This is a genomic window from Pseudomonas sp. NPDC098747, assembly GCF_044760045.1.
In the GTDB taxonomy this organism is placed as follows: domain Bacteria; phylum Pseudomonadota; class Gammaproteobacteria; order Pseudomonadales; family Pseudomonadaceae; genus Aquipseudomonas.
Genome location: NZ_JBIWAL010000066.1, coordinates 1 through 25,288, shown reverse-complemented (window position 1 = coordinate 25,288; position 25,288 = coordinate 1). Strand labels below are relative to the sequence as shown.

At 54.0% G+C, this 25,288-nt stretch carries 16 protein-coding genes and 2 pseudogenes; all 18 read right to left on the bottom strand.

Annotated features, from left to right (window positions below; all coding sequences use genetic code 11):
* Window positions 1–16 precede the first annotated feature (16 nt).
* The gene (locus ACIQVE_RS25995; protein ID WP_402814006.1) at window positions 17–331 is read right to left on the bottom strand and encodes a hypothetical protein; all 315 of its coding nucleotides are present in this window, start codon (window positions 329–331) and stop codon (window positions 17–19) included.
* Between the two features lie 39 nt (window positions 332–370).
* A complete protein-coding gene (locus tag ACIQVE_RS25990; protein ID WP_402814004.1) occupies window positions 371–589 on the bottom strand; it encodes a hypothetical protein in 219 nt (72 codons plus the stop codon).
* A 744-nt stretch (window positions 590–1,333) separates the two neighbouring features.
* Complete coding sequence (locus tag ACIQVE_RS25985) at window positions 1,334–2,524, bottom strand: MFS transporter (protein ID WP_402814001.1); 1,191 nt, start codon at window positions 2,522–2,524, stop codon at window positions 1,334–1,336.
* 109 nt (window positions 2,525–2,633) lie between these two features.
* On the bottom strand, window positions 2,634–3,659 hold the full coding sequence (locus tag ACIQVE_RS25980; RefSeq protein ID WP_402813998.1) for a methyltransferase: 1,026 nt from the start codon (window positions 3,657–3,659) through the stop codon (window positions 2,634–2,636).
* Window positions 3,660–3,677: 18 nt separating this feature from the next.
* Window positions 3,678–4,463 carry an HAD-IIB family hydrolase gene (locus tag ACIQVE_RS25975; protein WP_402813995.1) on the bottom strand — a complete coding sequence of 262 codons (786 nt, stop codon included), beginning with the start codon at window positions 4,461–4,463 and terminating at the stop codon, window positions 3,678–3,680.
* 6 nt (window positions 4,464–4,469) lie between these two features.
* Window positions 4,470–5,093, bottom strand: coding sequence for a DUF1349 domain-containing protein (locus ACIQVE_RS25970; protein ID WP_402813992.1), 624 nt, complete (start codon window positions 5,091–5,093; stop codon window positions 4,470–4,472).
* Entirely contained in the window at window positions 5,086–5,931 is an 846-nt protein-coding gene (locus ACIQVE_RS25965; protein WP_402813989.1) for an SDR family NAD(P)-dependent oxidoreductase, read from the bottom strand. The genes ACIQVE_RS25970 and ACIQVE_RS25965 overlap by 8 nt, the downstream gene beginning before the upstream one ends.
* A gap of 96 nt (window positions 5,932–6,027) precedes the next feature.
* The gene (locus ACIQVE_RS25960) at window positions 6,028–7,815 is read right to left on the bottom strand and encodes a 1-deoxy-D-xylulose-5-phosphate synthase N-terminal domain-containing protein (protein ID WP_402813986.1); all 1,788 of its coding nucleotides are present in this window, start codon (window positions 7,813–7,815) and stop codon (window positions 6,028–6,030) included.
* Entirely contained in the window at window positions 7,793–9,031 is a 1,239-nt protein-coding gene (locus ACIQVE_RS25955) for an aminotransferase class III-fold pyridoxal phosphate-dependent enzyme (RefSeq protein WP_402813983.1), read from the bottom strand. The genes ACIQVE_RS25960 and ACIQVE_RS25955 overlap by 23 nt, the downstream gene beginning before the upstream one ends.
* 20 nt (window positions 9,032–9,051) lie before the next feature.
* Complete coding sequence (locus ACIQVE_RS25950; RefSeq protein WP_402813980.1) at window positions 9,052–9,570, bottom strand: sugar O-acetyltransferase; 519 nt, start codon at window positions 9,568–9,570, stop codon at window positions 9,052–9,054.
* Between the two features lie 441 nt (window positions 9,571–10,011).
* Window positions 10,012–10,690: pseudogene (locus tag ACIQVE_RS25945) on the bottom strand (DHH family protein); the annotation flags it as partial.
* A gap of 458 nt (window positions 10,691–11,148) precedes the next feature.
* Window positions 11,149–11,622, bottom strand: coding sequence for a hypothetical protein (locus ACIQVE_RS25940; protein ID WP_402813977.1), 474 nt, complete (start codon window positions 11,620–11,622; stop codon window positions 11,149–11,151).
* On the bottom strand, window positions 11,619–16,319 hold the full coding sequence (locus ACIQVE_RS25935; protein WP_402813974.1) for an RHS repeat-associated core domain-containing protein: 4,701 nt from the start codon (window positions 16,317–16,319) through the stop codon (window positions 11,619–11,621). Before ACIQVE_RS25935 ends, ACIQVE_RS25940 begins: the two co-directional genes overlap by 4 nt.
* 122 nt (window positions 16,320–16,441) lie before the next feature.
* Window positions 16,442–16,705 (bottom strand): PAAR domain-containing protein, encoded by a 264-nt coding sequence (locus ACIQVE_RS25930; protein ID WP_402813971.1) that lies wholly within the window; start codon window positions 16,703–16,705, stop codon window positions 16,442–16,444.
* Between the two features lie 236 nt (window positions 16,706–16,941).
* Entirely contained in the window at window positions 16,942–17,424 is a 483-nt protein-coding gene (locus ACIQVE_RS25925; RefSeq protein WP_402813968.1) for a DUF4265 domain-containing protein, read from the bottom strand.
* Window positions 17,414–22,096, bottom strand: coding sequence for an RHS repeat-associated core domain-containing protein (locus ACIQVE_RS25920; protein WP_402813965.1), 4,683 nt, complete (start codon window positions 22,094–22,096; stop codon window positions 17,414–17,416). Before ACIQVE_RS25920 ends, ACIQVE_RS25925 begins: the two co-directional genes overlap by 11 nt.
* Window positions 22,093–24,999 carry a type VI secretion system tip protein VgrG gene (locus ACIQVE_RS25915; protein WP_402814009.1) on the bottom strand — a complete coding sequence of 969 codons (2,907 nt, stop codon included), beginning with the start codon at window positions 24,997–24,999 and terminating at the stop codon, window positions 22,093–22,095. Before ACIQVE_RS25915 ends, ACIQVE_RS25920 begins: the two co-directional genes overlap by 4 nt.
* 124 nt (window positions 25,000–25,123) lie before the next feature.
* A pseudogene (locus tag ACIQVE_RS25910) lies at window positions 25,124–25,288 on the bottom strand (type VI secretion system tube protein Hcp); the annotation flags it as partial.

The window sequence follows — 25,288 nt, the reverse complement described above, 5'->3', positions numbered from 1 at the left end:
ACTGGGTTCGACCCCATCAATTTAACGGTGGGCTGGCGCCAGCTCGGGCCGAAGAAAAACTTAACGTCGTGTCCGGGATTAGTTGACCACTACAATCCTCGTTGTTTTCATATGCCTCTAACCACTTTTTGAGGTGCTTCGGCTTCCACGTATCAAAACCTGCGCTTCCTCTAAGCGCAATGCATACAGCACCCTGTAGCGCAGAATGAGCAGCGATGAGCGCCCACTTCCAAGAGGTTGCCGTCATCGGCGCCCCTTGAATCTGAGCAAGAAGTTGCTCGAGGGATGTTTCCAAATCGATAAAACGGTCGAACCGAATATAGCCTTCCATGTTGTGCCAAGCCTTCATGGTGCCTAATGGAGCGACTCCCTAAAACTGCCGTATTCGCAGGATCGCATCTGTTAATGCTCGTGCATTTGTGTCTAGTGTTTCCAGGGCCACGACGGCGTTGTCGGCAACATCGTCTGCGCCAGTCCCTGAGATCCAATGGGTGATCTCTTCGATAGCTGCACCGAGGGCATGCTGGTTGTGCAGAAGCAATGTCAGCGCATCAGCAGTGGCGATGTTGGAGGCTGAGTTATCAGGCATGCGATCCATCCTGGAAATGAGGGGTTTGCACAGCCTAGCTCATGCGGCCGCAGTGAGGGACCGAGATACGCACTCATAGCCCCATCTTCCGCACCAAAATAGCGCCCCAGTCCCATCTCAGTCCCATATGGCCTTTTTTCAGACGCCAAAAACCACAAACCCCCGACTTTCTCTAGGAAAATCAGGGGTTTGCGTTTACAGAATATGGCGGTGAAGGAGAGATTCGAACTCCAGAACTCCTGCGACCGTAAATATTCATCACGATAACTTCCCACTGGCAGCTTTCGGCCCAGAGTGTGTAAAAACGCTTCGCCAAAATTGAAGTGTGCGCGTCTACGTTAAATCTGAAATTTATCGGCACGTCAGAGATGTGGATTTGGCGTAGAAACGCGATTTCCAGTCCGGTTTTGAGTACCTGACGCGCTCAAAAACGTTTTTACACGGTCTGGGCCACAAGCGGATATTCTCACAGTATCTTGATAGACCTCCTTGAGGCCTGAGAGGCTTTCTGAAACTGGGGCCTGTTGCCGCCAGCATAGTATTGACCCAGTTGCTGAAAAGTTGGTGACCCAAGCTTCCACCCTATGAACCCATTACCAGTGCTGGATTTTCCCGATTGGTGCTGGGTTAGCGTGCCATCGGCAACTGGGTCAATTCGACGCCAGCACCCACACGCTAGGGAGGCGAGGCGCGAATACTGATGTTTCCCATTAATTCAAAGCAATGCTCCTCGACTGCTCGCTTTCAGGTGGTGCGAGCGCCGACCATTCGAAAGCCCATGAGAGAAATCGTTATCTGGACGACCAGAACCAGACACAGCAATACCGCTGCCATTCCCCAGTCACCGCGGTCGGCGATAAACCCCAATGTCGCGATCATTATCGTGGCGCCAATATTGCCGACTAACCAGAAAATTGAGGTCGCAGTCCCAGACCTGGACAGTCCGGCAGTGTCGGCTATCAGTTGCAGCAGAAGAGGCAGCGGAGATAACAGCGCGGCACCGATCACGAGCCCTGCCAGACTCAATACCCAAGGGGAACCAGAGGTGAAAAGCAGCACCGTGCCGCCCCCTGCCAACAATGAAACCCCGGACAGAATGCCCCCCACGGTTGCACCGCTACGAACCAGTAAAGGCATGAACGTCATACCCGCGATACCACCGACCAACATCAGAACAACGATAAATCCTGAAACCTGGGCATCGATCCCCTGACGTGACAGGATCGGCTCCAGCCATGTCGTAATGGCGGAGAAATAGCCGTTGGTTAAAAAAATCATCAGCAAAACAGCCGTGAACGGAGCCGTGCGCAATAAATCGACACCCTCCGCCAGTAAACGGCCGCCGGGTTTGGCCGGAACGGACGTTGTTTGCACGAGAGGGCCATCTCGCGGGACATAAATGAAGGTCAATAGCGCAATCAGCCCCAGGATCGCGACGTCAATCAACAACGAACTGCTGATGTTCCCCTCCTCCGTCAACGGGACAATCATGAACGCGGAGCCTATACCCAGGAAAATCACCATACTGAACAGCGTCGTGACCCGCACATGTTCATCGGCAGAAAACCAGGTGATCATCAACTTGACGAGCAGCGACATGGTCAACGGTTGAACAAACCCGAACAACAGTTGGCCGGCAAGCAGGTATTCATAATGGGGTTGTAACACCCGGATCAATGCCGCCAAAAACATGGCAACGGCTGTCATACGCAACGCTGTTTGCACCGATATCCGGTCAATCAGGCCACCGCTGGGAATTGCCAGCGGTAATGCAAGTGCCGTCACAGCCAAAGACAATGAACCGACTTTCCCATAAGTAATACCGTACTGGGTGGACACCTGATCCGTGATAGGCGCAAAGCGCATCCACTCATACTGGGTCAGCGCCAGCATGCCGGAGTAAATACAAAGAATACGGTAACGTACTGGAATCACGTTAATCTCCCGCAAGAAGACACGAGTGAAGTCCGGGGCCAATGCCCCGGACCTTGAGTTCACACTGTGCAATCACAACGCCCTGACAGGGCATTGGTTGTCAGCAACCTTAATACTTGATTCCGGTTGCCAGGCTCCAGTCACCGTATTGCGTGCGGGAAACTGTAATATCGCGAAAACCGGCCACCGTCAGCAGCTCCCTTATCTCGGTCTCTGACAATTGCTGACCCTGGGTCCAAAGCAACATGTTCGCGTTATAAGCCGCGACATTATGTGGGCCGGTCTTGTCTTTATTAAAAAACATCTCATGAAGAATGATACGGCCGCCACTGGGCAGTGCATCAAAACTTTTTTTGGCCAGGAACAGGCACTTGTCCAGCGGCCAATCATGAAAGATATCACTGTAAAGATGCACATCGGCGGCTGGATACTCAGACGCCCAGATGTCTCCTTTATGGGTTGTGATACGCCCCGTCATCCGGTATTGCTCGACGTAGGTATCGGCAATATCGCACACATAGGGAAGATCAAAGATCACGGCACTCAGTTCAGGCCATTTCTCCAGCGCACAAATAGAGTGAACACCCGAACCACCGCCCACATCCAGAAGACAGGTATACGCGGACAGATCAATCCGACCCGACCAGGCCCGAGCCGGTCCTTTGCTTTTACTGTGCATCGCCTTGGTGAAAATTTCGCTGTGTAACTGGTCCTGCGCATTGTTCTCAAACAGATCAGTCTCACCGAACAACCCGGACTCTCCACTGAGCATCGACTCTTTGAAGAATGCATAAGAGAACGCATCTTCTTTGTGGCGTGCGGATTGCAGAACCCCACTGAACGAGGTCTCCGACTTTCGGGTCAGGAACGCTTGCGCCAAAGAAGTCAGGCCATACCCCCCCCCACTCTTCTCAAGCAGCCCCTGGCTGGTGCACATAGCCACAAGCGCCTGTGCGGCCCGAGGTGCCAGTTCCAATGCCGAGCCGATTTCACACAGCCTCAGCGCTTTGCCTTCAAGCAGATCAAACAGTTTTACTTCATCCGCAAAAAACAAGGTGTAGGTATTGATAAACCCAAAGTAGATATCAAAGATCTGCTTATCACTGTGGTGTTCCGTGTGCACTGTACTGTCCATGTAGATGCCTATCCCATTTCAAAAATGCCGTTGAAGACCATCAACGATGCCATGACAATAGAAACCCTCAACAATACGATCAAACGCCTGCCTGGCCTCCTGCGAAGCGTTGCCCACCAGGTAACCATGTGAACAGGCCTTCAACATCTCGATGTCATTACAACTGTCCCCGAAGGAGATTATCCTAGCGGGAGAAATCTCATGTTTCTTGACGATGAAATCGACCCCCTGCTTCTTTCCGCACCCCGGGTGCATGATTGCTACATCGTAGACATTCTCAGGGTCGCCGGCGGCGGCACTGGCGTACGTAATTGAGGCCTCAAGGCCAACTTGCAAACAGAGTCTATGGATGTGCTCGATGGCGATCGCTTCATTGCCATCGGCCTTCAAGTAATAACCCCGAATGCGTTTTTGCTGGAAAGCCTCCGACTGCAACGTCAACTCAATACCCTCTCGCTCGAACAGGGCGCTCAGCCTTATGACCCGCTCGGGAAACGTTCCAGCGCCTTGCAACGGCCAACCCTCATCCTCCAGAACACTGTCCGCGTGATTCCAGTACAACTCAGTTCCCAGACTGGTAAGTGCAAAGTTCCAGGGAAATCCGGGGTAGCTCTTCATCTTGTCCAGGACCACCGCTTGACTGTTTCCCGTGGCCCAGCCAAATAACAGGTGGTGCTTGCGTTTCAATTGATTCAAACAGCATTCCAGTTTTTCTATCCCGGCATCCGCCTCTCGAGACGACAAGACCGGCATAAACGTCTCGTCAAAATCAGAAACTATCAACCAGGTGTCTTTGCTCGTCATACCTGCTCACTCTCTGATGAGTCCCATGGACTGTGAGGATATTTCAATCCGGGAAAACTCCCCGACCGCTCCCTCGGAAAAGGGCGACTGCACACTAAACCCGACGCGGACTTCATCCGGGCAGTTGCTCACATAGAACGCTCGATGAAAAACCACGGCACCCTCAGCGCCACTCAGATAACACGAGAACACATCCCCACTTCGCGAAACGAACAGCCGCACAGGCTCATCGTTTACCTCAATGCCATTGACTTCATCGCTATAGGGCGATGAATGCACCGATACGATCTTCTTGTTGCTGCCGTACTCTTCAACACCGAACTTCAGCTTGTGCAGCCCGACTTCAAGAAAGAGCCCTGCGGCATCAAACTTGGCCAGGCTGAACAACTTGATGTCAGCCCCAAGGGCAAATTCTCCCGTCACGGACGTGAGCAAAGTGCCCAAGCTGTCCGCCGTATGAAGCCCTGGAATATTGAACGAATCGCTACAGGGTCCGCTTCGCATTTTCAGAACCGGCGCTACATAACGGAGCTGCACGCAGTGCTCGGCACCGAACACACGATCACTGATCCTCAGTACGGTGTTCGGGTTTTCCCGCAAAAGAGGCGTGTTGCCAACGGTGTCATCCATACAGATTCATTCCGCCATCGACCGACAGGGATTGAGCCGTGATGTCTTCGTTCTCAAGGACCGCCAGACAGAACCGGGCAATGTTTTCTGCTGTCTGTGTACGACCCAACGGGATCAGACCCTCCATGCGAGCCCACAAGTCATCTAGCGATTCGTCGGGCGCGATGAGGCGGTTCTCCAGGTACTTCCACATATTGGTTTTGACGATGCCGGGGCAAACGCAGTTGACCCGGATATTGTGAGTGGCCAACTCCAGCGCCAAGGCGCCAGAGAAGCCCTGCAACCCGGCTTTCGCGGCGCAGTAGGAAGATATTCCAGGAAAGGCGACTTTTGCGGCAATGGAACTGATGTTCAGGATCGCGCCGCCCTTGCCTCTCTGGATCAGTGCGCGGGCAGCTTCACGCGACGTCAGGTAAGGTGCTGTAAGGTTGGTTTGCACGATCGCGTCAAACTCGCTCAGCGATGATTCAACCGTGTTGATCAGATGGCTGCTGCCAATGGCGTTGACCAGGCCGTAAAAGTGCTCTGACTCATGGACAACGCCACCTACGGCTTCTATGACCTGGGCTTCAGACGTTGCGTCGACCGCAATGGCCTTTACCGAAAACCCTTGCTCCACAAGATCCGCCGCCAGCGTGCGAGCCGCCTGATAACCACTGACATCCTGAGTTTGATAGTGGTTGATTGCATTGGGTGTCCGGTCGGTATCAAAGATGTAGACATGAACATCTTCTTTGGCCAGTACTTCAACAATCGCGGCGCCGATGCCTCTGGCACCGCCCACGACGATCATGGTTTTACCGGACAACTTGCCTTGCGCTTTATTTCCCTGCGTCATAAACCACTGCTCCTGAATCCATAGAAAGCCTGCCGAACCCTGTACAGGGTTCAGAAAACCAATAAATAGTTGAAACTGCATTTAAATGTGTGAAGTCTAATTAACTAATGCGCACGGCGGGTCAGCCACCAATGCGCTCAGTACTCGAGATGCAACATTTGCCTGGAAAGTCTCGATGGTTGGCCACTCATAGGCATCACCGAAAACCTTGCGAACTCGAACCAGCAAACTGGACTCAATGTATTCAGCCAAGTTGAAGCGACCACTGTTATGTTCTACGACAATAATTTCGCCACATTGGCTCAGCATCTCTTTAACCAACTCAAGATCCGGCCGAACGGACAGAAACCGGATATGCGTGCATCTTTTTGTCGTGGCGACCTGAAAGGCTTCGTACGCCATCGACTCCGATGACACTATCAATGGGCCTGCAGCAAACTCGGACTGAAAAATATAGATATCTTCAGACAGCTTCCGGTACTTCTCCCTCAGGGCACACACTCTTTCCATGGGCTGGTCGTACATTAAGTACAGGCCGTTTCCACCCTGTGCTTTTTGCCGATGAATACAGGCCAACAGATCGAGAGGGTCTGTCAGTTCGTATACGGTTTCTTCCGTGAGCAAGCTGAATACGGTAGAGGCATACGTAGCGCCGCCCCACACACCGTTTTTCCGAGCGCCAATGACATGCAAATTTCGACAGGCAATCAAAGCAGAGTGCAGTACATCTATCGCGTTGAGGTAATACTTGTCATCGGTCAGGACAAACTTTAGTTCGTCATCCGGGCACCCCATCGCGCAGGTCAGCAACGCTGACTCGGCAAGGCCGGTGTTGCAATAACCGGACAATGGCTTCAGGCCAAACCGGGCGGCCAGATCCGCGGTGAATACATGGACAGGTGCGCCTGACCGAACCTCTTCGATAATGTCGGCCGTCCGACTGCAACTGGAAGCTTTCCTGAGATCATTCTTCTGCTGATCGTCCGTTGACGTCATCAAACTCTGATGGCTGGCGCGTTTGAAGGAGTGAACGCCTTTTTCGGTATGACAGATGATCGCGGTCGACCGATGGTCCTTCTCTGCCTGGCGAATGTGTTCACTGATCGCCTGGGTGTCGTGTCCATCCACTTCATAAACATCAGAAAAGTAGGCGGACAAATACTCCGGCTTCAACCTCCCGGGAAGTGGGTCAATCCCTCTGCCATTGTTGTCCACTATCAACGTCAGGTTCTTGACCTCAAGTTCGCCAATCAGGCGAATCGCCTCGAAAGACACCCCTTCGTTCAATTCACCGTCACCCGCCACACAGATAACGCGTGCGTCACGATTGGCATTTGCCCGCCCCAACGCAATTCCCACTCCCTCGCCCAGGCTATGCCGCATGCTGTAGGCAAAACCGTAGTGTTTATTGACAACGGCCGGCACCTTGTCGTGAACCGCAGCCAAAAAAGCCAAAGGCATACCGTTGAGCACATGACGATAAGCATAAAACAATGGCGCAATATGCCCCCTGCCAATCACCAGATCCTGATTGGCCACCCCTGCCGCATTGCAGAGTTCTAATGCAAACAGTGCCTCGGCAATGTTCAGTGACGACAGGCAAGATGCCAGGGTTCCGTAACCGGCAATTTCATGAATCCGCTCCAGGCCCACCCTTACGTCTGAATAGAAAGGCGTAAATTGTCTGGCGATGGCTACCGACAGTTCGTTGATCGTCTGGCACTTCGACGACTCGGCAATACCGACTTCAACTTCCTCATTGGCACGCACATACTCATCGGCCGTCAGGTACGCCTTCCGTTTATGCACGCTTTGACGAATGCCATATAACGGCTCCAACAGGCTGGCAACTGGCTCGAGGTCATAACTGATTAATTGATTCATTCAACACCTCGAACACGTCACTTAGCGTTTCTTCTGACATGATGTAGGCGGGCGCAAGGCAAGCCCAATCTTCCTCACCTCGGATAATCAACTTCCTTTCAAAACACAGCCCACCCAATTTCTTGCCTGCCTGCTCCCCAAGGCTTGAGTCCAGGGTTATGCCGATCAGCAAGCCGTGGGATTCAACTCGGGCGATACGCTCGTTACCGGCGATTTCCTGACACAGCGCCTGGGTCTTTGTAATGAGTTTTTGTAACTGCCCTGCGGCCTCTATCTGTTCCAGCACGCGCATCGACGCATTGATGGCCGCGATCGAAACCGGGTTGCTTGCATAGGTATGCGAATAGGAAAACGGGATCCACGGCTCTGGCTTGTCAAACACCGAGGCGATTTTATGGGATGTCACCATGGCGGATGCCGGGTAATAACCACCGCTGATGCCTTTCCCGAGCGCGACGATATCGGCAGAAACCCCAAACTGATGGGTATTCAAGAACTCTCCGGTTCGAGAGGCGCCGGTAACGATTTCATCGGTAATCATCACAATATCGTAACGGTCGCACAGTTCACGAATACCGATCAGGTACTCACGGGGAGTTTGCCGCATCCCTTTCAAATGGTTGACCGGCTCGAAAATAATGCACGCGATCTGCTCCGCACCATAGTGAAGAATAATATTCTCCACATCCGCCACGCTGTGCATTTCCAACGCCAGACCTTCGTGAACGACAGGGAATGGCGGATTGATCCGAATGGTGTCGTAACCGCTGCAACGCAGGTCCTTGAAATCGTTCCTGCCGGTAATACTATGGGCCCCCAAGGTGGCGCCGTGATAGGAGTGCTTGCGGCAGATCACTTTCTTCTTGAACGTATTGCCTTTGCGCTGGTGATATTCCAGGGCCATTGCAATTGACGACTCGATGGCTTCCGAGCCGCTGTTGACATACAGCAAGCCGCCATCTTCCATCTTGGCGCGTTTGAGCAGCAGCTCTGAAGTTTCAAATAGCTCGGACGAATAGAAATGATCCTTGGGGTGGAAAGGCAGATCCGTCAACGTCTTGGAAATATGCTGCTTGATGAGGTCGCACGAATACCCGAACGGTACGTTAAACATGCCCGAAATCGCATCCGTGTAGATGCCACCCTCTGCATGAACACTGACATCTTTAACAGAACCAACAATTTGATCTTTCACGCGTGACTGATAGACAAACATCCCTTTTAGCCTTCTATTAGTTAGATCGGATAAACCTGAGAACCAGCGCCCAGCACTTTACTGTGTGGCGGGACCGACTTTGCCACGACAGCACCCGCGCCGATAATTGACCCCTTACCCACTGTGACGCCCGGCAAGATTGTTGCGCCGCCACCAATCCAGACATCATCTTCAATGACCACAGGTGCACCCGACTCTATATAACGACGCCGCTGCTCAAGATCCTTGGCGTGGTTAGAGGTATAAATACCGACATGAGGCCCGATAAAAACACGGTTCCCGATGTTTATTTCAAACGCATCGAGGAACACCCCATTGGCATTAATAAAAACACCTTCACCAATGTTTATGTTCGAACCAAACTCACAAAAGAAATTGCCCCACTGTTCAAATCCATCACCCACTGACCCGAACAGGAGTTTATAAAGCGGCTCCCGATCATCAGGGTTACTGCTGATGGAGGAACACAAAGCACGGGCGGTGCGCCTACGGGCAACTAAAGCAGGTTCCGCCGCATCGAATGTTATGAACTCACGCATACGCCACCCTATACACACCGGCGTAACAGAGAGCACTCATACCGAGCTGCCGGGCAAGTAAACGGGGGGAGACAAGACGATCATTACTTTCGCGCCTGTCACTACCATCAACAATTAAAGCCCACACTTTCCCCACAGCCTGATTCCCTTCAGCCATAACCATCCCCATCCACTATTTAATTTTTAAATATAGTTCTACACTTTCTGCTCTTTCTGCTCTTTCTGCTCTTTCTGCTCTTTCTACACTCGCTATCAGCGCTTTGCAAGGTAGTTGTCGCGTCAGCCGTATTTTACGCCGCTACTTTCAGTGCCTTCTGCTCCCTTTCTGGATTGAGTGTGACAGTGCCGATGTGCTGCCAATTGTGCGTCGCACCTAACCAGCGATGTGGGTGTTGATTGCGGGCTTGCTGGTACAGCGCATGACGCTTGGCCAGCACCTCTCAACGCGCTGACATCCCACACCGCCATCTGCGCGAAAACCTGCGGCAGGTTGCGATCGACCTTCAGCCGCTTCATATCAACAGCCAACGCACCCGTCAGGTCGGACTCGATAGTGGCCTGACACTCTAGAAAATATCGCTCGGGCCAGTCCGCTTCCAGTTTCGCCCGCCGTGCGAGGACTTCATAAGCCCGGATATCCAATTGGGTGGTCAACTGCCCTGTGAAATTCAGGGTATTGCCCAGAATCGCCGTGGCCAACAACGCAGCACTTTTTCTGCTGATCAACGGCAACAGCCCTGCCGCTTCCCAACGCTGGAAAATCAGAGTTGCCGCTGCGCCTATCGGCAAGATGTCTGCGGTAGATCCTAGCTTCTGCACCCAATAGTTTTCAAAGTCTGGGTGATGTTCGATGATTTCCACCACCTGCTCAAGAACCACCACCGGGTCGAAATGGTGATAGTCGGAGACGTCCACCAACACCAACTCATCCCCCGCTCTCGGCAGATAATCGTCCAGAGATGATTGCCATCCGAGCACGGTATGGAAATGCTGGCATTGAGCGGAGCGCTGCTGACGGCCCGAGCGTCAACGCCTTGAGACTCAACAGCTCGGCGTACGCAATGCAACAGGCATAGGCGTCGACGTCCAGGTACGCCGAGCCTGAAGTCACCAACCTCATCAGACGTGAGCCACAGCGTGAGCTGCCGAGACAGGCGAAGACAGCGACAGGATCTTCGTCAACACACTGGACGGGATCTTGCACCCGCAACCACCACTCTCAGATTTATCCATGATCTGACAAAACACAGACATCGATTTTCCTTAAATCAATTTTCCATCATTAAAACAGCTGTGAATCGCCCCGGGTTTAGAAGCACTCTGTTACGTCCTATTTCCGTCGCAAAACCCGCATGATTTCATTGCAAATACATGACGGAACGGAGGTATTTTGAACTCGTGCGAATGTCATTGTGCAACGATGTATCGGGCGCAGATTAGCCAGTCAATAGCTACCCTTCGCGACAGGCAGCAATTGGCCGAGAACTGCCGTTCGTGGGGGGTATTAGTTGACCAATGTTTTCAGTGGCAAGGACCTTTCGACTGTCGCGCAAATAATTGCCGACAGCTAAAGCCTACCTACTCAGATAATCTACGCTCACTAACAGCACCTTCGAAATACTGTAAAAATTTGTTTTTTATTTCGGGACATACCTTCTTGATATAGAAAAGAAAAAACCATAAAGGAGTGGCCTCTCCAGTATCATCCTGCTCCCAGTCTTCCTCATTTCCGAAGCAACAGATTACACATCGTACGAAATTCGCGAATACCGGATCGGATTCTCTGTATTGCCTTTCGATTGGCCAAAGTTCGACAAAAAAAACCTTCCTTTGCTCCTGACTAGACTCAACTACGCCAGGGGTTACGGCTTTACTCAGGTAGTTAGACATAAGATCGAGTTTTGCAGAAGAAATGCTACTTAAAGCGCCCCCCTCAATCAGATGAAGCAAAAAACCCGCGTAACACCGCACTAGTTGATTAATGGATACGCCGGTGGCAAGGAGACGCGTCTCAAGATTTTCGATTTCTTCAATTTCTTTTTCATCGCTCATTCTTTAACTCCATCACATACGCCGAGCTTACCCATAACTTGAGCGCAAGATCGGCAAAATTTCAACTGTTTACCATCATTCCTTACGGTCGTAGATGTTGAACCGTTCGTAATATCTCTCAAAGCTTCGACAGATTTGACATCGTTTGCCTTGGCAATCTTACTCAGCGCATCCGCTTCTCCGCAGTGTCCATGAATAAAAGGAGAACGTTGATCGTCTGGTATCGATTCATAGAGTTCTTGAACCACAGGATGCTGAATACCTTCCCCACCTGCTTTCGTGCTGTATCCAACTTCTGGTGCTTGCAGATTACCCGACTCAATTGTAGTGCGTGTGCCTTTGTTGTTTGGCGTAATTCCTTTTTGACGAGCCAGCCCGCGCGGGTCAGTCCACCCAATAGGGTTAGGTACATACTGGTAAAGGTTGAGCCCCCCTTCGTAACCAATAGGATCCTGACTTATGAAACGTCCCACTGACGGGTCGTAGTAGCGATGCCTGTTGTAATGCAGCCCCGTCTCATGATCATGGTACTGCCCTTGGAATCGAACAGGGTTTGCAATGCCCTGCTGCTTCGCCCAACGCGACCGTTCCTCCCGTATCTCACCCCAGGCCTTGTACTGAGCGCTCCATACGACGTCACCGTTCTGACCGGTCATTTCCAAAGGCGTGCCCAAGTGATCGCATTGGTACCAATTCAATACATCGATTGGGGGCGATACCGCGGAACGATTCCAGAGCGGATCATCCTCCAAGCTGTAGTCTTCGTCATAATCAGGCAACCCCATCAGATTGATGGAGTGATTTGACATCGCCTGAGCTACAGGAATGAACGTTCCCGGTTCAAATACATAATGGATCGTGCGCCCCGCTTCACCATCCTGTTGTGCAGCGCGGCTTTCCCAAGCCAGGTTATCGCCATCCCAACCGTACAGGGTGAAGCCACAGCCATGTTCCCGCTGCAAACGTGCGTGTTCTGCGCTATTCCAGAGTGAGCCCGCTGCCGGCCGCTGCTTGTAGTGCACTCGCGAATTCTTCAGCAACCGTCGCCCAAGAGCGTCGTAGACAAATTCCACCGAAAGCTTGGCATCCTCGAAATGCACCAGCCGATCAAACAGATCCCAACGCATCTGGCTGAAGGCACCATCGCGCCAACGCTTGATCTGATTACCGCGCTCATCGTATTCGTAGTGAGTACCTGCGTACTCGCGCAACAGGTTATCGACCAACTTGCTGCGTGGTGGAGTCAACTCCAAAGGCCGCCGGCTCTCGGCTGCTTTCTCATCAAGCAGGTTACCTGCCGGGTCAAAGTCGAACGTTTCAACACCCATCCGACTGACTGCGCTTAGCAGTCTGCTGACCGGATCATAGCGGTAGGACAATTGTCCACGGCGCGTATCGTTGATTTCGTTCAGCTGTCCTGCAGCATCGTAGGAGTACTCACGCTTAAGCAAAACCGACTTGTCGTCACTGCGACCCAACAGTTGCTCTTGCAGGCGTCCGGCCGGATCCCACCTCTGCGTCTGCACCAGACGATTGCCTTGGTGCCGAGCCACTTCGCGATGCATGTCATCCCGCTCATAGCCAAGGAGCTCATGCTCGTTCAGACGCAACGCCAAGAGATGACCGCTGCCGTAGGTCAACCAACTGACCCGATGACCGTCAGGACGGATCGTGGCCATGCGTTGGTTAAGTACGTCGTATTCGTGCTGCCAGACAGCAACCAGTGGTTTCTCCAAAGCAAGATAATGCTGATGCTCGCGCACCATATTGCCAGCAGGATCATGGAACCACTGCACTTTGCTGTCCGCGTTACTGGCAAGGATCATGTTGCCCCTGCCGTCATAGGCGTAACGCTCCGCCTGAGACTGATCGCCAAGCGACGCAAGACGCTCCGTCACACGCCCCATCTCGTCGTACGCTACCTTCACAACGCGGTCACCGGTCGCGACCGTTGAAAGTCGTCCAGAAGAGATGTCGTACTGATAGCGAGTCAGGCGCCCGTCAAAGCCTGTTTCCGTTAATAATCGTCCGACAGGATCATAGAGGAATTGTGCCGAGCGCTCGTTCTGGTTCTCCAGCGCCTGCAAACGTCCCAGGCGATCCCACCGATACCGTAAAGTCTGTTCGGCAGCATCCACTCGTTCTTCGACGAAACCCGCCGCCGTGTAGCTCCAGGTTGTACAGCGATCCAACCCGTCGACATGAGCCAGAAGCCTACCCTCAGCATCGCGCTCAAAACGCTCCTCTGTTTTGTCCGGGTGCCTGAGGAGCGCTACTTGCCCAGACTTGTACTCGTACTCGGTGCTCTGCCCTGCGGCGTCGGTTGCGCAGATCATCAAGCCGCGATCGTCATACTCCCATGCGCCTGTCTTGCCTGAGCAATCGACATATTTGAGTAATTGTCCCGCGTCATTGTATTCGAGGGTCTTCTCATTGCCATTGGCATCCTTGATGGCAATCGGCAAACCTTTTTTGTCGTAGGCGTACTCAGTCTTGTTGCCGAGCGGATCGACCGTTTCAACCAGGTTGCCGGCATCGTCATAGGCGCGCAGCCACAGCCCGCCCTCTGCGTCCATGATTTTGATCAGTTGGTCGTGGTCGTCATAGGCGAAGTGCACCACGCTGTTATCGGCGCGAATATGCTCAAGCCGATTGCCACGCTCGTCGTAGCTATAGCGATCGGTGGCCCCATCCGGATGCACATGCCGGACTACGTTTTTCGCCTCATCACGGAACAACCACTCCGACAAACCGTCGGCGTGACGAATGCGATACGTGTAGCCCAAGCTGTCGTAGTAGTGCCACGTCTCGTTGCCGTGAGCATCCGTGACATACGTCAGACGAATGTTCTCGTCCCATTCCAGACGTGTGTCGAAACTGCCGTCATCGGCCCACTCGCGCACCGCCTTGGCATCGGCGCCGGCGCCCTGCCAATGCAAGTTCATCCCGCGCCCGGTTCGGTCGGTATAGCGCGTGATCAGGTGATGCTCATATTGATACGACCAAGCCGCCCCATTCTCATCCTGGGCGAGAACCAGGTCGCCCTGCACATCATATTCATAAGCACACAGCTGACGTTGTGGCGCCCCATCACGGATCTCCCAAAGACCGGTCAACCGGCCATGCGCATCAATCAGCGTACCGAGATGTCGATGTACCTTGGTGATGTCATTTTCCTGATAGGTAATCAGGTCGGACAACACGGGGACCTCATCGTGACGATGCTCATGGTGCAGCATGATTCCGGCACCACTGCGCAACACAACACCTACCAGCAGGTAACTTTGCCCATGACGGCTGTAGGTTTCCTTACGCTCGAACCCGCGACATAGCAGCAACTGTCCCTCGCTGACATGCAGCAAGGTGATGTTTTCAATCGCGTCGTAATGGAACTGGCCAATCTTGGGTAACGGATAGGTGTGACTTCGACCGTCGGCATCGTAGAACACCAGCCCATCGTCCTGCTCATCGATGCGAGTGGTGAACGGGGTGATCCAGCGCGCACCCAAAATGCCCGAATCATAAGCGCTCAGGTCTGAGCAATACGTGCGGGTCCAATCAATGGGGAATGCGCCGGGCAAGCTGAAATCCGAGTGATCAAACGTCTCTGTCCCCATGGCAAAGTTGATGCGCTTGCAGGTCGCGGGACACACTTCGTTTTTTTCGTCATTGGGGCGCGACTTCGGCTTCGACTCACCCCGGCTAACTTCAACTTTGCCGTCGCTGGCAACGCGTCGGGACTGACTGGTCATGCCTGGTTTGACATTACCGCCCTGCCCGTGCGTATTTCGCATACGCCACGCTGCAACGGCGCTGGCCAGCACCACCAACAGCGCGCCAATAGAGCTTTGGACGGCCGGGTCACTCAAGTTGTTCAACTGCTTACATAGTTCAGGCCCCATGGCGCGCAGCGATTCCGTATGGGCAAGAATTTTTTTCTTGGCTTGTTCCGGCAAGAGATGTTCCGCCGCACTGTTAGCCAAGCCTTTGCCCGCCGCGTTGTAAACGTTCGCGGTGGCGCCAAAGATATTGCTGATTGCTCTCAAGGGATCATGAAGCAACTGATCGCTGGCAGCGCTCGCCATCTGCTTCGCTGCTTTCAAACTGCCTTTGGCATCGAGCTGCCCGTTTACAACCATTTCCAGGCCGCTGGCAATTTCGTTGAGGATTTTTTCGCCCAACTTCCCTGCATCACTGAGCAACTCCTTGAGTTTGGCTTGTGCCTGCTTAACGAAGTCATCGATTTCGCCCACAATATCTGCGTTCAAATGTCCGATCACCACGTTGATCAACGCATCACCCAGCACCAATTTGCCGACCTTGGCAACCTCCTGACGAACAAGGAAAAGCGTCGGACGCAAGCTCATGCGGGCAGCCGCCATGTTCGGCGGCATCGGCAAGACACCGATCAGATTGATCCCCAGACTGACCCAGTTAAGAGGATCTTGTCTTGGGCTGTTCGAGAGCGTCACAACATCGTTCAGCGCATCGACCAGCGCCATGATGTTGCCGACAACAGGTAGCGCGCCGGCGACCGTCTTGATGCGCTCCAATGTCACCAGATCGCCACTGATTTCTCGTAACCAGGCATCGAATTGAGCCGCACTGCGACCCACGTCTTCCACCATGATCAGATTCAGGGGAACAACGGCGACTTGTGGTTCACGTTTGGTTGCAACAGCGGTATTGGTCGTCATGGAAGCGTCTTACCAGCCAGCAGGCTCGGGAATTCAGGGATGTCATGAGGCTCATATTCATTGAGGGGTGCGACTACACGTCACCGCTCGTTAGCAATGAAACCTAGATGTAGTCAGGTCGATCAGCTGATCACTGCGCCTTTCGGACCGCTCGCAATAAGCGCGGCGCCACAGGCAGTTTTCATACCGTCCAGAGCGATGGGCGTGCCACCAACGGTGTAGGTGCTGCTGCCCTCGGCAATTGGGAAAACCCCTTTGCAAAGCGGACAGCTAACCTTGTGACCGACGCCAGCAATAGGCTTGCCGTTAACGTCGGTTTGAGAGAAGGCTTCGAGCACCTTGCCACCGTGAGTGGTGGAGTCGCCCAAGCGGATTACATCTTTCATGGTGTCACTCCTTTGACTAAATCTTAATTTCGTATCGGCCCGTCAAGCGTTGAAAACAGGGTCGCACCCATTCATATTTTTTGGCTGGCCGATACAGCGCGTTCTAATCACTGCCGATCTTCACGCGCCCTTTGACCTCACACTTCGTTTAGCAGGTCTGGCCGACCTTTTGTGTTTGTCGAAGCTTGGTCAGCCAAGCTTCGGTGGCCGTCACCAGATCGCTTCCGTCAGGTCAGTCAGCTTTGCAGCCACCAATTAAGTAGCGTTTCATCTTCTTCATCATCAATGTTCTTGTAGACATTGGAGTAATACCATTCGAGGCCGGTTTTCTCGCGGAGGCGATCAAAAAACTCATTGATTCTGTCCATCCCGTTGCTCGACGGCACAGCCAATGACAAATTGCCTTCGAAAACGCCATCAAGCGTTCCGCCGAGTTCGTTACCGACATCAGTTTCGAGCTGGGCAATGACCTCCTCGGGGAGGAAATCAGCGTAGATATGAATACAAAAATTCCCTCCGCGCTTGAGGACTTCAGCGTGCGTGTTTTTGTTTTTTATCGAGATGACATCACCTCGAGCCAAATTCAACGCCAGACCAGGTGAAGACAACAGCTCATAAGTATCCTGCCCCATCGCAATTGCAGGGAGCTCCTCGAATACAGGGTCACCGTCATCTGATACAAACACCTGAATCAGTACAGGCAATTCTTTATCGTCCATATGGCGCTCCACAACTTCCACGTTCGACACACGACATCCCTTCTTTCACGTAACCGCTATTTCCCGCACTCAGGTTACACGAAGCGCCCTCAAGTTCTACGTTGACATCGGCCAGGTTGCCGCCATTTGAGGTCGCCACATTTTTGTGCCCCAGGTGCATGTCATCAGGGTTGTTAGAGGAATGGCCACACCGCCAGCACTTGTAAACGCCCACCGGTTTACTTTTATCGATGAGTTTTTTGCGACACGCTGCCTGCCCTTTTCGACTGCCTCCGCCGACCTTACTCGCAGCGATATCTTTGGGCGATGCTCCAGCGCCGTCTTTTAGGGCGCGTTTGGATGGCGGTTTCTTCACCAGCCCTAAAGGGTCCACCCATTGGGTTGGGTTTGGTGCGTATTGATGTAGGTTTATGCCACCCATCAGACCTATCGGGTCCTTTGAGATGAAGCGACCTACATGGGGGTCGTAGTACCTGTATCGGTTGTAGTGCAAGCCTGTTTCGTGATCGTGGTACTGACCTTGGAAACGAATTGGATTGCTAAGCCCATGCCGTACTGCTGAGGCTGATGTCTGTTCTTTTGCCTGTCCCCACGCCTTGTATTGAGCGCTCCAGGCGACCTGACCGTCCTGATCGGTAAGCTCTAGTGGTGTGCCTAAATGGTCACACTGATACCAAGCCAAGGCATCAAACGGTTGTGCTTTGGGTACATGACTCCAAAGCGGGTCATCTTCAAGACTCTCGCCACCGACATATTCAGGCTGGCTTAACAGATCAATCGAGGCGTGTCTGAGCGCTTGAGCCACCGGAACAAACATGCCGGGTTCATAAACGTAATGGACAGTCCGACCAGTCCCCCCATCGATGGGCGCAGGACTGCTTTCCCAAGAAAGATTATCTCCGTCCCACCCGTACAAAGTCAGGCCGCAGCCAAGCAAACGCTGAATACGTTCCTGCTCATTTTTATTCCAGTGGGAACCTGCTTCAGGACGATTTGTATAATGGGCGGTTGAATGCTTATAAAGCCGGCGACCCAAGGCGTCGTAGGCGTATTTGACCGAGAGACGATCATCCTCGAAATGAACCAACCTATCGAACAGGTCCCATTGCAATCGACTGCGTTGACCATTCTGCCAACGCAGCGTCTGATTGCCACGATCGTCGTACTCGTAATGGGTGCCGACGTATTCACGTAGAAGATTGTCTACCAACCGACTACGTATTGGGGCCTGATCAAGAGGCCGGCGTACTTCTGTCACCTTCTCATCGAGCAGGTTACTGGCAGGATCGAAAGCGAATTTTTCAACCCCGAGGCGGCTTGCTGCACTGATCAGTCGCCCGACTGGATCGTAACGATAGGTCAGCGGTCCGCGACGCGTGTCGTTTAGCTCGGTCAACTGGCCGACCGCATCGTATTTGTATTCGCGCTTCAACAAAGTGGAATTGTCATCACTTCGGCCTAGCAATTGCTCCTGCAGGCGACCTGCCGGGTCCCACTTTTGAATCTGGCGCAGCCGATTGCCTTGATGACGAACGACCTCACGATGTAGATCATCTCGCTCATAACCGACCAGCTCATGATCATCCAGTTTTAACGCAAGCAAATGCCCACTGCCGTACGTCAACCAACTCACCCGGTGACCATCCGGGCGGGTCGTAGCGACACACTGGTTGAGGGGATCGTACTCGTGCCTCCAGATTGCAACGAGCGGTGCATCCAGACTCTGATAATGCTGATGCTCTCTGATCAGATTACCGGCCAAATCATAGAACCACAGCAATCGGCTTTGGTCATTCGTGGCCAAAACCATGTTGCCGTTACCGTCATACGCAAAGGATTCACTTTGAGTCGTACTGCCCAAGCTCGCATGGCGTTCGACAAGCCGTCCCATGGGGTCAAACGACATCGAAATGACGCGCTCACCGCTGATGGCTCTCGCCAAACGCCCGCTCTCAGAGTCGTACTGATAGCGCGTAGCAACGCCATCGAATCCTTTTTCCTCAAGCAACCTTCCGACAGGATCATAGTGAAATTGGGTGCGCTGCTCGTTTTCGTTTTCCAGCGCTATAAGACGGCCTAGCCGATCCCAACGGTAACGAAGCGTTTGCTCGCAGGCGTCTACTCGCTCGGCAACTAACCCGGCGGCGTTATAGCTCCATGTCGTACAGCGATCCAGACCGTCAACATGAGCAAGCAGACGCCCTTCGGCATCACGCTCGAATCGCTCTTCGGCCTTATCTGGATGCGTAATCAAGGCGATATGTCCAGCTTTGTACTGATACTCGGTGCTTTGCCCTGCAGCGTCGGTAAAACAAATCATCTGACCGCGATCGTTGTATTCCCATTCGCTTGTCTTGCCAGAGCAATCGGTATATTTCAGAACCTGACCAGCAACGTTGTACTCAAGCGCTTTTTCGTTGCCGATTGCGTCCTTGATAGCGGTTAACTGACCTGCTTTGTCGTAGGCATACTCCGTCTTATTCCCAAGCGGATCGACGGACTCCACCAAATTGCCGGCATCATCGTAAGCACGTTGCCACTGACCACCTTCTGCATCACTTACCTTGATCAGTTGGTTGAGATCATCGTAAGCGTAGTGAGCGACACTGCCATCCGGACTGATATGTTCGAGCAAATTACCGCGCTCGTCATAGCTGTATTGGTCGGTGGTGCCATCTGTGTGAACGTGACGAACGATGTTCTTCGCATCATCGCGGAAGAACCACTCCGAACGTTCATCGGCATAACGAATCCGGTAGGTATATCCCTTGATGTCGTAGTAATGCCAAGTCTCGTTGCCATAAGCATCAGTGACGTAAGTCAGACGGATGTTTTCGTCCCACTCGAGACGGGTATCGAAACTGCCGTCATCAGCCCACTCCCGCACAGCCTTCGCTTGCGATGTTTGACCATCCCACTCCAAATTCAAACCGCGGCCGGTGCGATCCGTATATCGAGTCAGGAGGTGATGCTGATATTGATAACTCCAGGCAGCACCGTTTTCATCTTGTGCCTGGACCAAGTCGCCATGGATATCGTATTGGTAGTTACACAATTGGCGAACAGGAGCACCGTCACGAATTTCCCAGAGGCCTGCCAGTCGTCCTTGATCGTCTATCAAGGTTCCGACGTGTAGGTGGACTTGCGTAACGTCACCTTGGTAGGTAATCAGATCGGATAATACTAAGAGATCCCCGTGACGATGCTCGTAGTGCAGCATCAGCCCTGCTCCACTGCGCATTTTGACGTCCGTCAGCCAGTAGGAACGACCACGACGGACATAAGTTTCCTTGCGCTCAAAACCGAAGCAGACGAGCAGTTGATCCTCACCGGAGCGAACCAGCGTGAGATTTTCAACGGCGTCATAGTGAAAGAGACCTACCTTGGGCAGTGGGAAATCGAGGCTACGACCATCGGCTCCAAAAAAAACTAGACCATCATCCTTGCAGTCAAACCGGGTAGTGAACTCTGTCACCCACCGAGCCCCCAGTTCGCTATCGTCAAAAGCGTCAAACCGGGAACTATAGGTGCGCACCCATTCGATAGGAAATGGGCCTGGCAGGGAGAAATCGGTATGACTTACTGACTCGGAGCCCATCGCAAAGTTGATGCTGTGGCACGTGGTCGGGCACGCGCCGTTTTTCTTGCCGTTGGCGGCACCTGTCGCCGGCGCTTGGCGACTCGTGGCCTCCAGACGACCCTCTCCCGCCCTGTGCTGGGCCTTGCTGGTCGCCGCCGGCTTGACGCTGGCGCCCTGTCCATGTGACCGACGCTTGCGCCAGGTCACCACAGACCCCGCCAGCATCTGCAGGAGCCAACCGATCGAATGTTGCACACCTGGATTACCCAGTTTTTTTAATTGGGTCTGCATCTCTGCGCCCAGTGCACGCAATGTGGACGTGTGACTAAGCACCAAAGCTTTGGCACTTTGCGGCAGCAGATTCTTAGCGGCGCTATTGGCCGCACCTTTACCTACAGCTTTATAGGCACTGAAAGCCGCGCCAAAAATATTGCCGATGGCGGCCTTGGGGTTATGCAGTAATTGTCCGCCGGCAGCACTCATTTTGGCGCCTGCAGCATTGAGGTCGCCTTTGGCGTCGAGTTTGCCGTTGACTACGGTTTCCAGACCCTTAGCGATCTCGTTTACGGCGTTTTTACCGAGCGTGCCGGCATCATCAAGAATGCCAGCTAACTTAGGCTGAGCCTTTTTTACGAAGTCATCGATCGTACCAACGATGGTAGCGTTCAAGTGGCCGATCAGCACTTCGATCAACGAGTCGCCCAGCAACATCTTGGCGCTGTTGCGCAGCTCTTGGCGCACCAGTGCCAAGGTCGGACGCAAGGTCATCCGCGCCGATGCCATTGTAGGTGGTGCGGGTAATACGCCGATGAGGTTGATGCCCAGACTGACCCAATCCAACAGTTCGCGTCGCTTGCTCTTGGACAACGTGACGATATCGCCCAGCGCATCGACCAGCGCCATGATGTTGCCCACCACAGGCAAAGCGCCCGCGACGTTTTTGATTCGATCCAGCGTGACTACACCACCACTGATGGATTTCAGCCAGGCGTCAAATCTCGCGGCACCGCGCCCGACGTCTTTGATGTCGATCGTGTTGAGCGGAACAATGGCAACCTGAGGCTGCCGTTTCACAGCATTCTCAGTCGTCATACCAACACCTCACCCGCCAACAACCCCGGAGTTTTCAAGGAAGGTTTCGCAAGCGTTGGCGCCGGCAGCGTCGGCAACTTGCCCGTCTTGCTCGCCAGGCTCAGAACACTAGAAGCACTCGGCATCGCCGCGCTCGCCAGTTTCGGCAGTCCGGCCACACCACCCTGCACTGCTCCTTTCACCTGCTGCGCCGTTTGCATCGCACCTTGGGCCGTCTGCACCGCACTCATCCCTGTTTGAGCTATGCCCTTGCCCTTCTCCAGCATGTCCCAGTTCTTCGTTGGCAATGCCTGCGCGACCATGGTTTGCACCTGACTCGGCACGCCTTCCGCGCCTGGCGGATTCAACGGCCATTCCGGCTTGCCGATGTAGCTTCCGTCGCTCCAGGTGTCTGCCGGATCCTTGCCGAACAACACACGCGCGGGCCCCGGTGCGGCGCCAGAGACGCTGGCGAAACCCTTGGCGTCGAGCTTGCCCTTGATGCTTTTGCCCAGGGCGTCGATGACTTCGTAATCGCCCTCTTTGATGCCCTGACGCCCGGCGTATTGGTTGAACAGTTCGAGGTTGCCCTTGCCGGGTTTTGGTGGTTCCGGGAATACCCCGGCCAGACTTTTCGCGCCGGTGTAGGCGAAGTTCGCCGCGTGGGCGGTGTACGGGCCGCTGGTGGCGTGGGTGATGCCGCCGGCGTTGTAGGTCGTGGCGCTGCCGCCACCCTGGATCACCAATTCGGTCTTGGCGGTGATGGTGATGCGGTCGGCATTGGCGGTGATGTTGAGTTTGGCCAGCAGATTGATGCTGTCCTTGAGCGCACGCACGTCGATGTCGCCGGACGCGGCTACCAGACGCCAACCCATGCTTTGAACGAACAGGCGCATGCCGCGACTGGCACTGGCCAGCAGACGTTTGCCGATCGACAGGCTGGTGTGCCCGGTGCTGCTCAGCGCCAGGTGTTCGCCGGTGGCGATGTGGCTGGATCGTGGCGTAGTCAGAGCGATGCCTGCCGGACTGGCCAGCACCAGATGCGGTTCAGTGAATTCCGGGAACTCATTGGCGGTCATGTTCGCCGGGCCGCTGCCGAGCACGCCTTGATGCTGCGCGTGCAAGGCCTTGGCCACGTCATCCTGATCGCCCGCTTCCTGCGCTTGCAATTCCTTGGCCTGCACCGCGAAGCCGTCCTGCTGGTCGCTGGCGGTGGCGAGGCGTTCGGCGGTTTCCGGCAGATCCTTGTGATGTTTCGATTCGTTCGGACGTGGCTCGGTGGTGATCAGCAGACCGGCACCGGCACGTACTGCGCCGTGGCGGTCAGTGCGCAATTCGAAACCTTCACCACGCGGCTGACCACCACTCGGCCGTGGATGAGTCAGATAACCGAGGTTGATCGCACTCGCGCCGTGATCGCTGCGCAGCGCAATGCTGATCTCGCTGGTGGTGTCGTCGATCCGCAGTTCGTTGGCGCGACTGCCCTTGTATTCCTTGCTTTTGACCGTGGCCAGCGTCTTGAAGTCGGGCAGTTTGTACGGCGGCAGATTCGCACCGTGGTACAAGCAGCCGGTGATCAGCGGCTGGTCGGGATCGCCTTCAAGGAAGGTGATCAAGACTTCCATGCCGACTCGCGGAATATTGATCGAACCGAAGGTTTCGGCGGCCCAGCTCGACGCGACGCGCATCCAGCAACTGGTCATGTCGTCGTGCTTGCCTTCGCGATCCCAGAAGAACTGCACCTTCACCCGGCCGTACTGGTCGCAGTAGATCTCTTCACCTTCCGGGCCGCAGACCACGGCACTTTGGGTGCCGAGGACTTTCGGTTTCGGGTGATCGAGCGGCGGACGGTACGGCACATCCCACGGGATCGCGCTGAAGCGGTTGCGGTAGCCCTGGTGGAAATCGTCCTTATTGTCCGTGGTGTCGCTAGTCACCGACTCTTCCAGCACTTGCGGCTGCTTGCCTTCGTGGAAGATTTCAGTGAGCAGCCACAAGTCGTTCCACGTCGGGTTGGCGTGCTCGGTCAGGGCTAGAAAATGCCCGCTGACGAGAATTGGCTGGTCGCTGCTACCTTCGGCCAGACGGTAGTCGCTGCGATGGCGTTCCAGCGCGCGATTAGCCAGATGTTTGCCGCGGTCACGGTCAACGAATCGGCCCGGATAATCGTAATCTTCCAGGTCCGGCTGAGCGCTGCTTTTGGCATCGCTTTCCAGCTCGATCTTCGGTTTGACGAAGTCATAATCGCGCCGCGTAGTGCGGCTGGTACGGGTAGCCAGGCGCAGACCGAAGCGCTTGACCACCGGGGTGTCGGCGACCAGCCCGGAGTCCTGCTGATAGGCCACGGGGGTGAGTTTCGGAAACACCGTCTGGTCATCGCCGAAGGTGAGTTTGTGGCCGCTGGACGTGTGCTGGAAGTGGTAGTGAATACCCTCTTCCTCGCAAAGGCGCTGTATGAAATGCAGATCCGACTCGTCGTACTGCACGCAGTAGATGCGCTCGGGATAAATCGCACTGAGCTGGAAGTGATAATCGCTGGCGAGGATGCCGTGTTCTTCCAGCACCTTGCTGATGATCTGCTGCACGGTCATCTGCTGGAAGATCCGCTGATTGACTCGGTGCGCGAGGTACGCCAGTTGCGGGCGCAGGGAGATCTTGTAGCGCGTCAGGCGTTTGCCGGCCTCGCCCTGAGCGATGCTGTAGACCAGTCCATGAATGCCAGTACCGGTCGGGGACAACTGAAGAAACGCCAGTTTATGCAGCACGCTTTCGAGGTTGATCGACGCTTTTTCGCTGACCAGTTCCAGTTCGAACTCGAAGGGTGTGTTGAGTGCCTCCCGACCGGTGAATGACAGCACCTGGAAATCGCTGTCGATGCCATCGATGGTCAGATTGAAATGAGGCTGGTTGGCCGGTGAGAACATCCCTTGTTCCTCGCGCAATGCTGCGTCGGTCATCAGTCAACAAGAGTGATGCACGCAAGAATTCTTTAGGTCAATCCACCCCGATCAGCCATACCGACCGGGGCGAATACAACATCAGCCGTAATTAAACGACTGGAGCACGCCAGTCATCGGAACCCGAAGTACCGGATACTTCGTGAGTCCAGGTGATTTTGCGGTAGGTGAACTGCACTTCTTCCAGGTGGGTGAAGTGCGAGTTGCCTGGATCCTGGCAGTTGTGCATTTTGTTGTTGATGGCGACGATGATCGC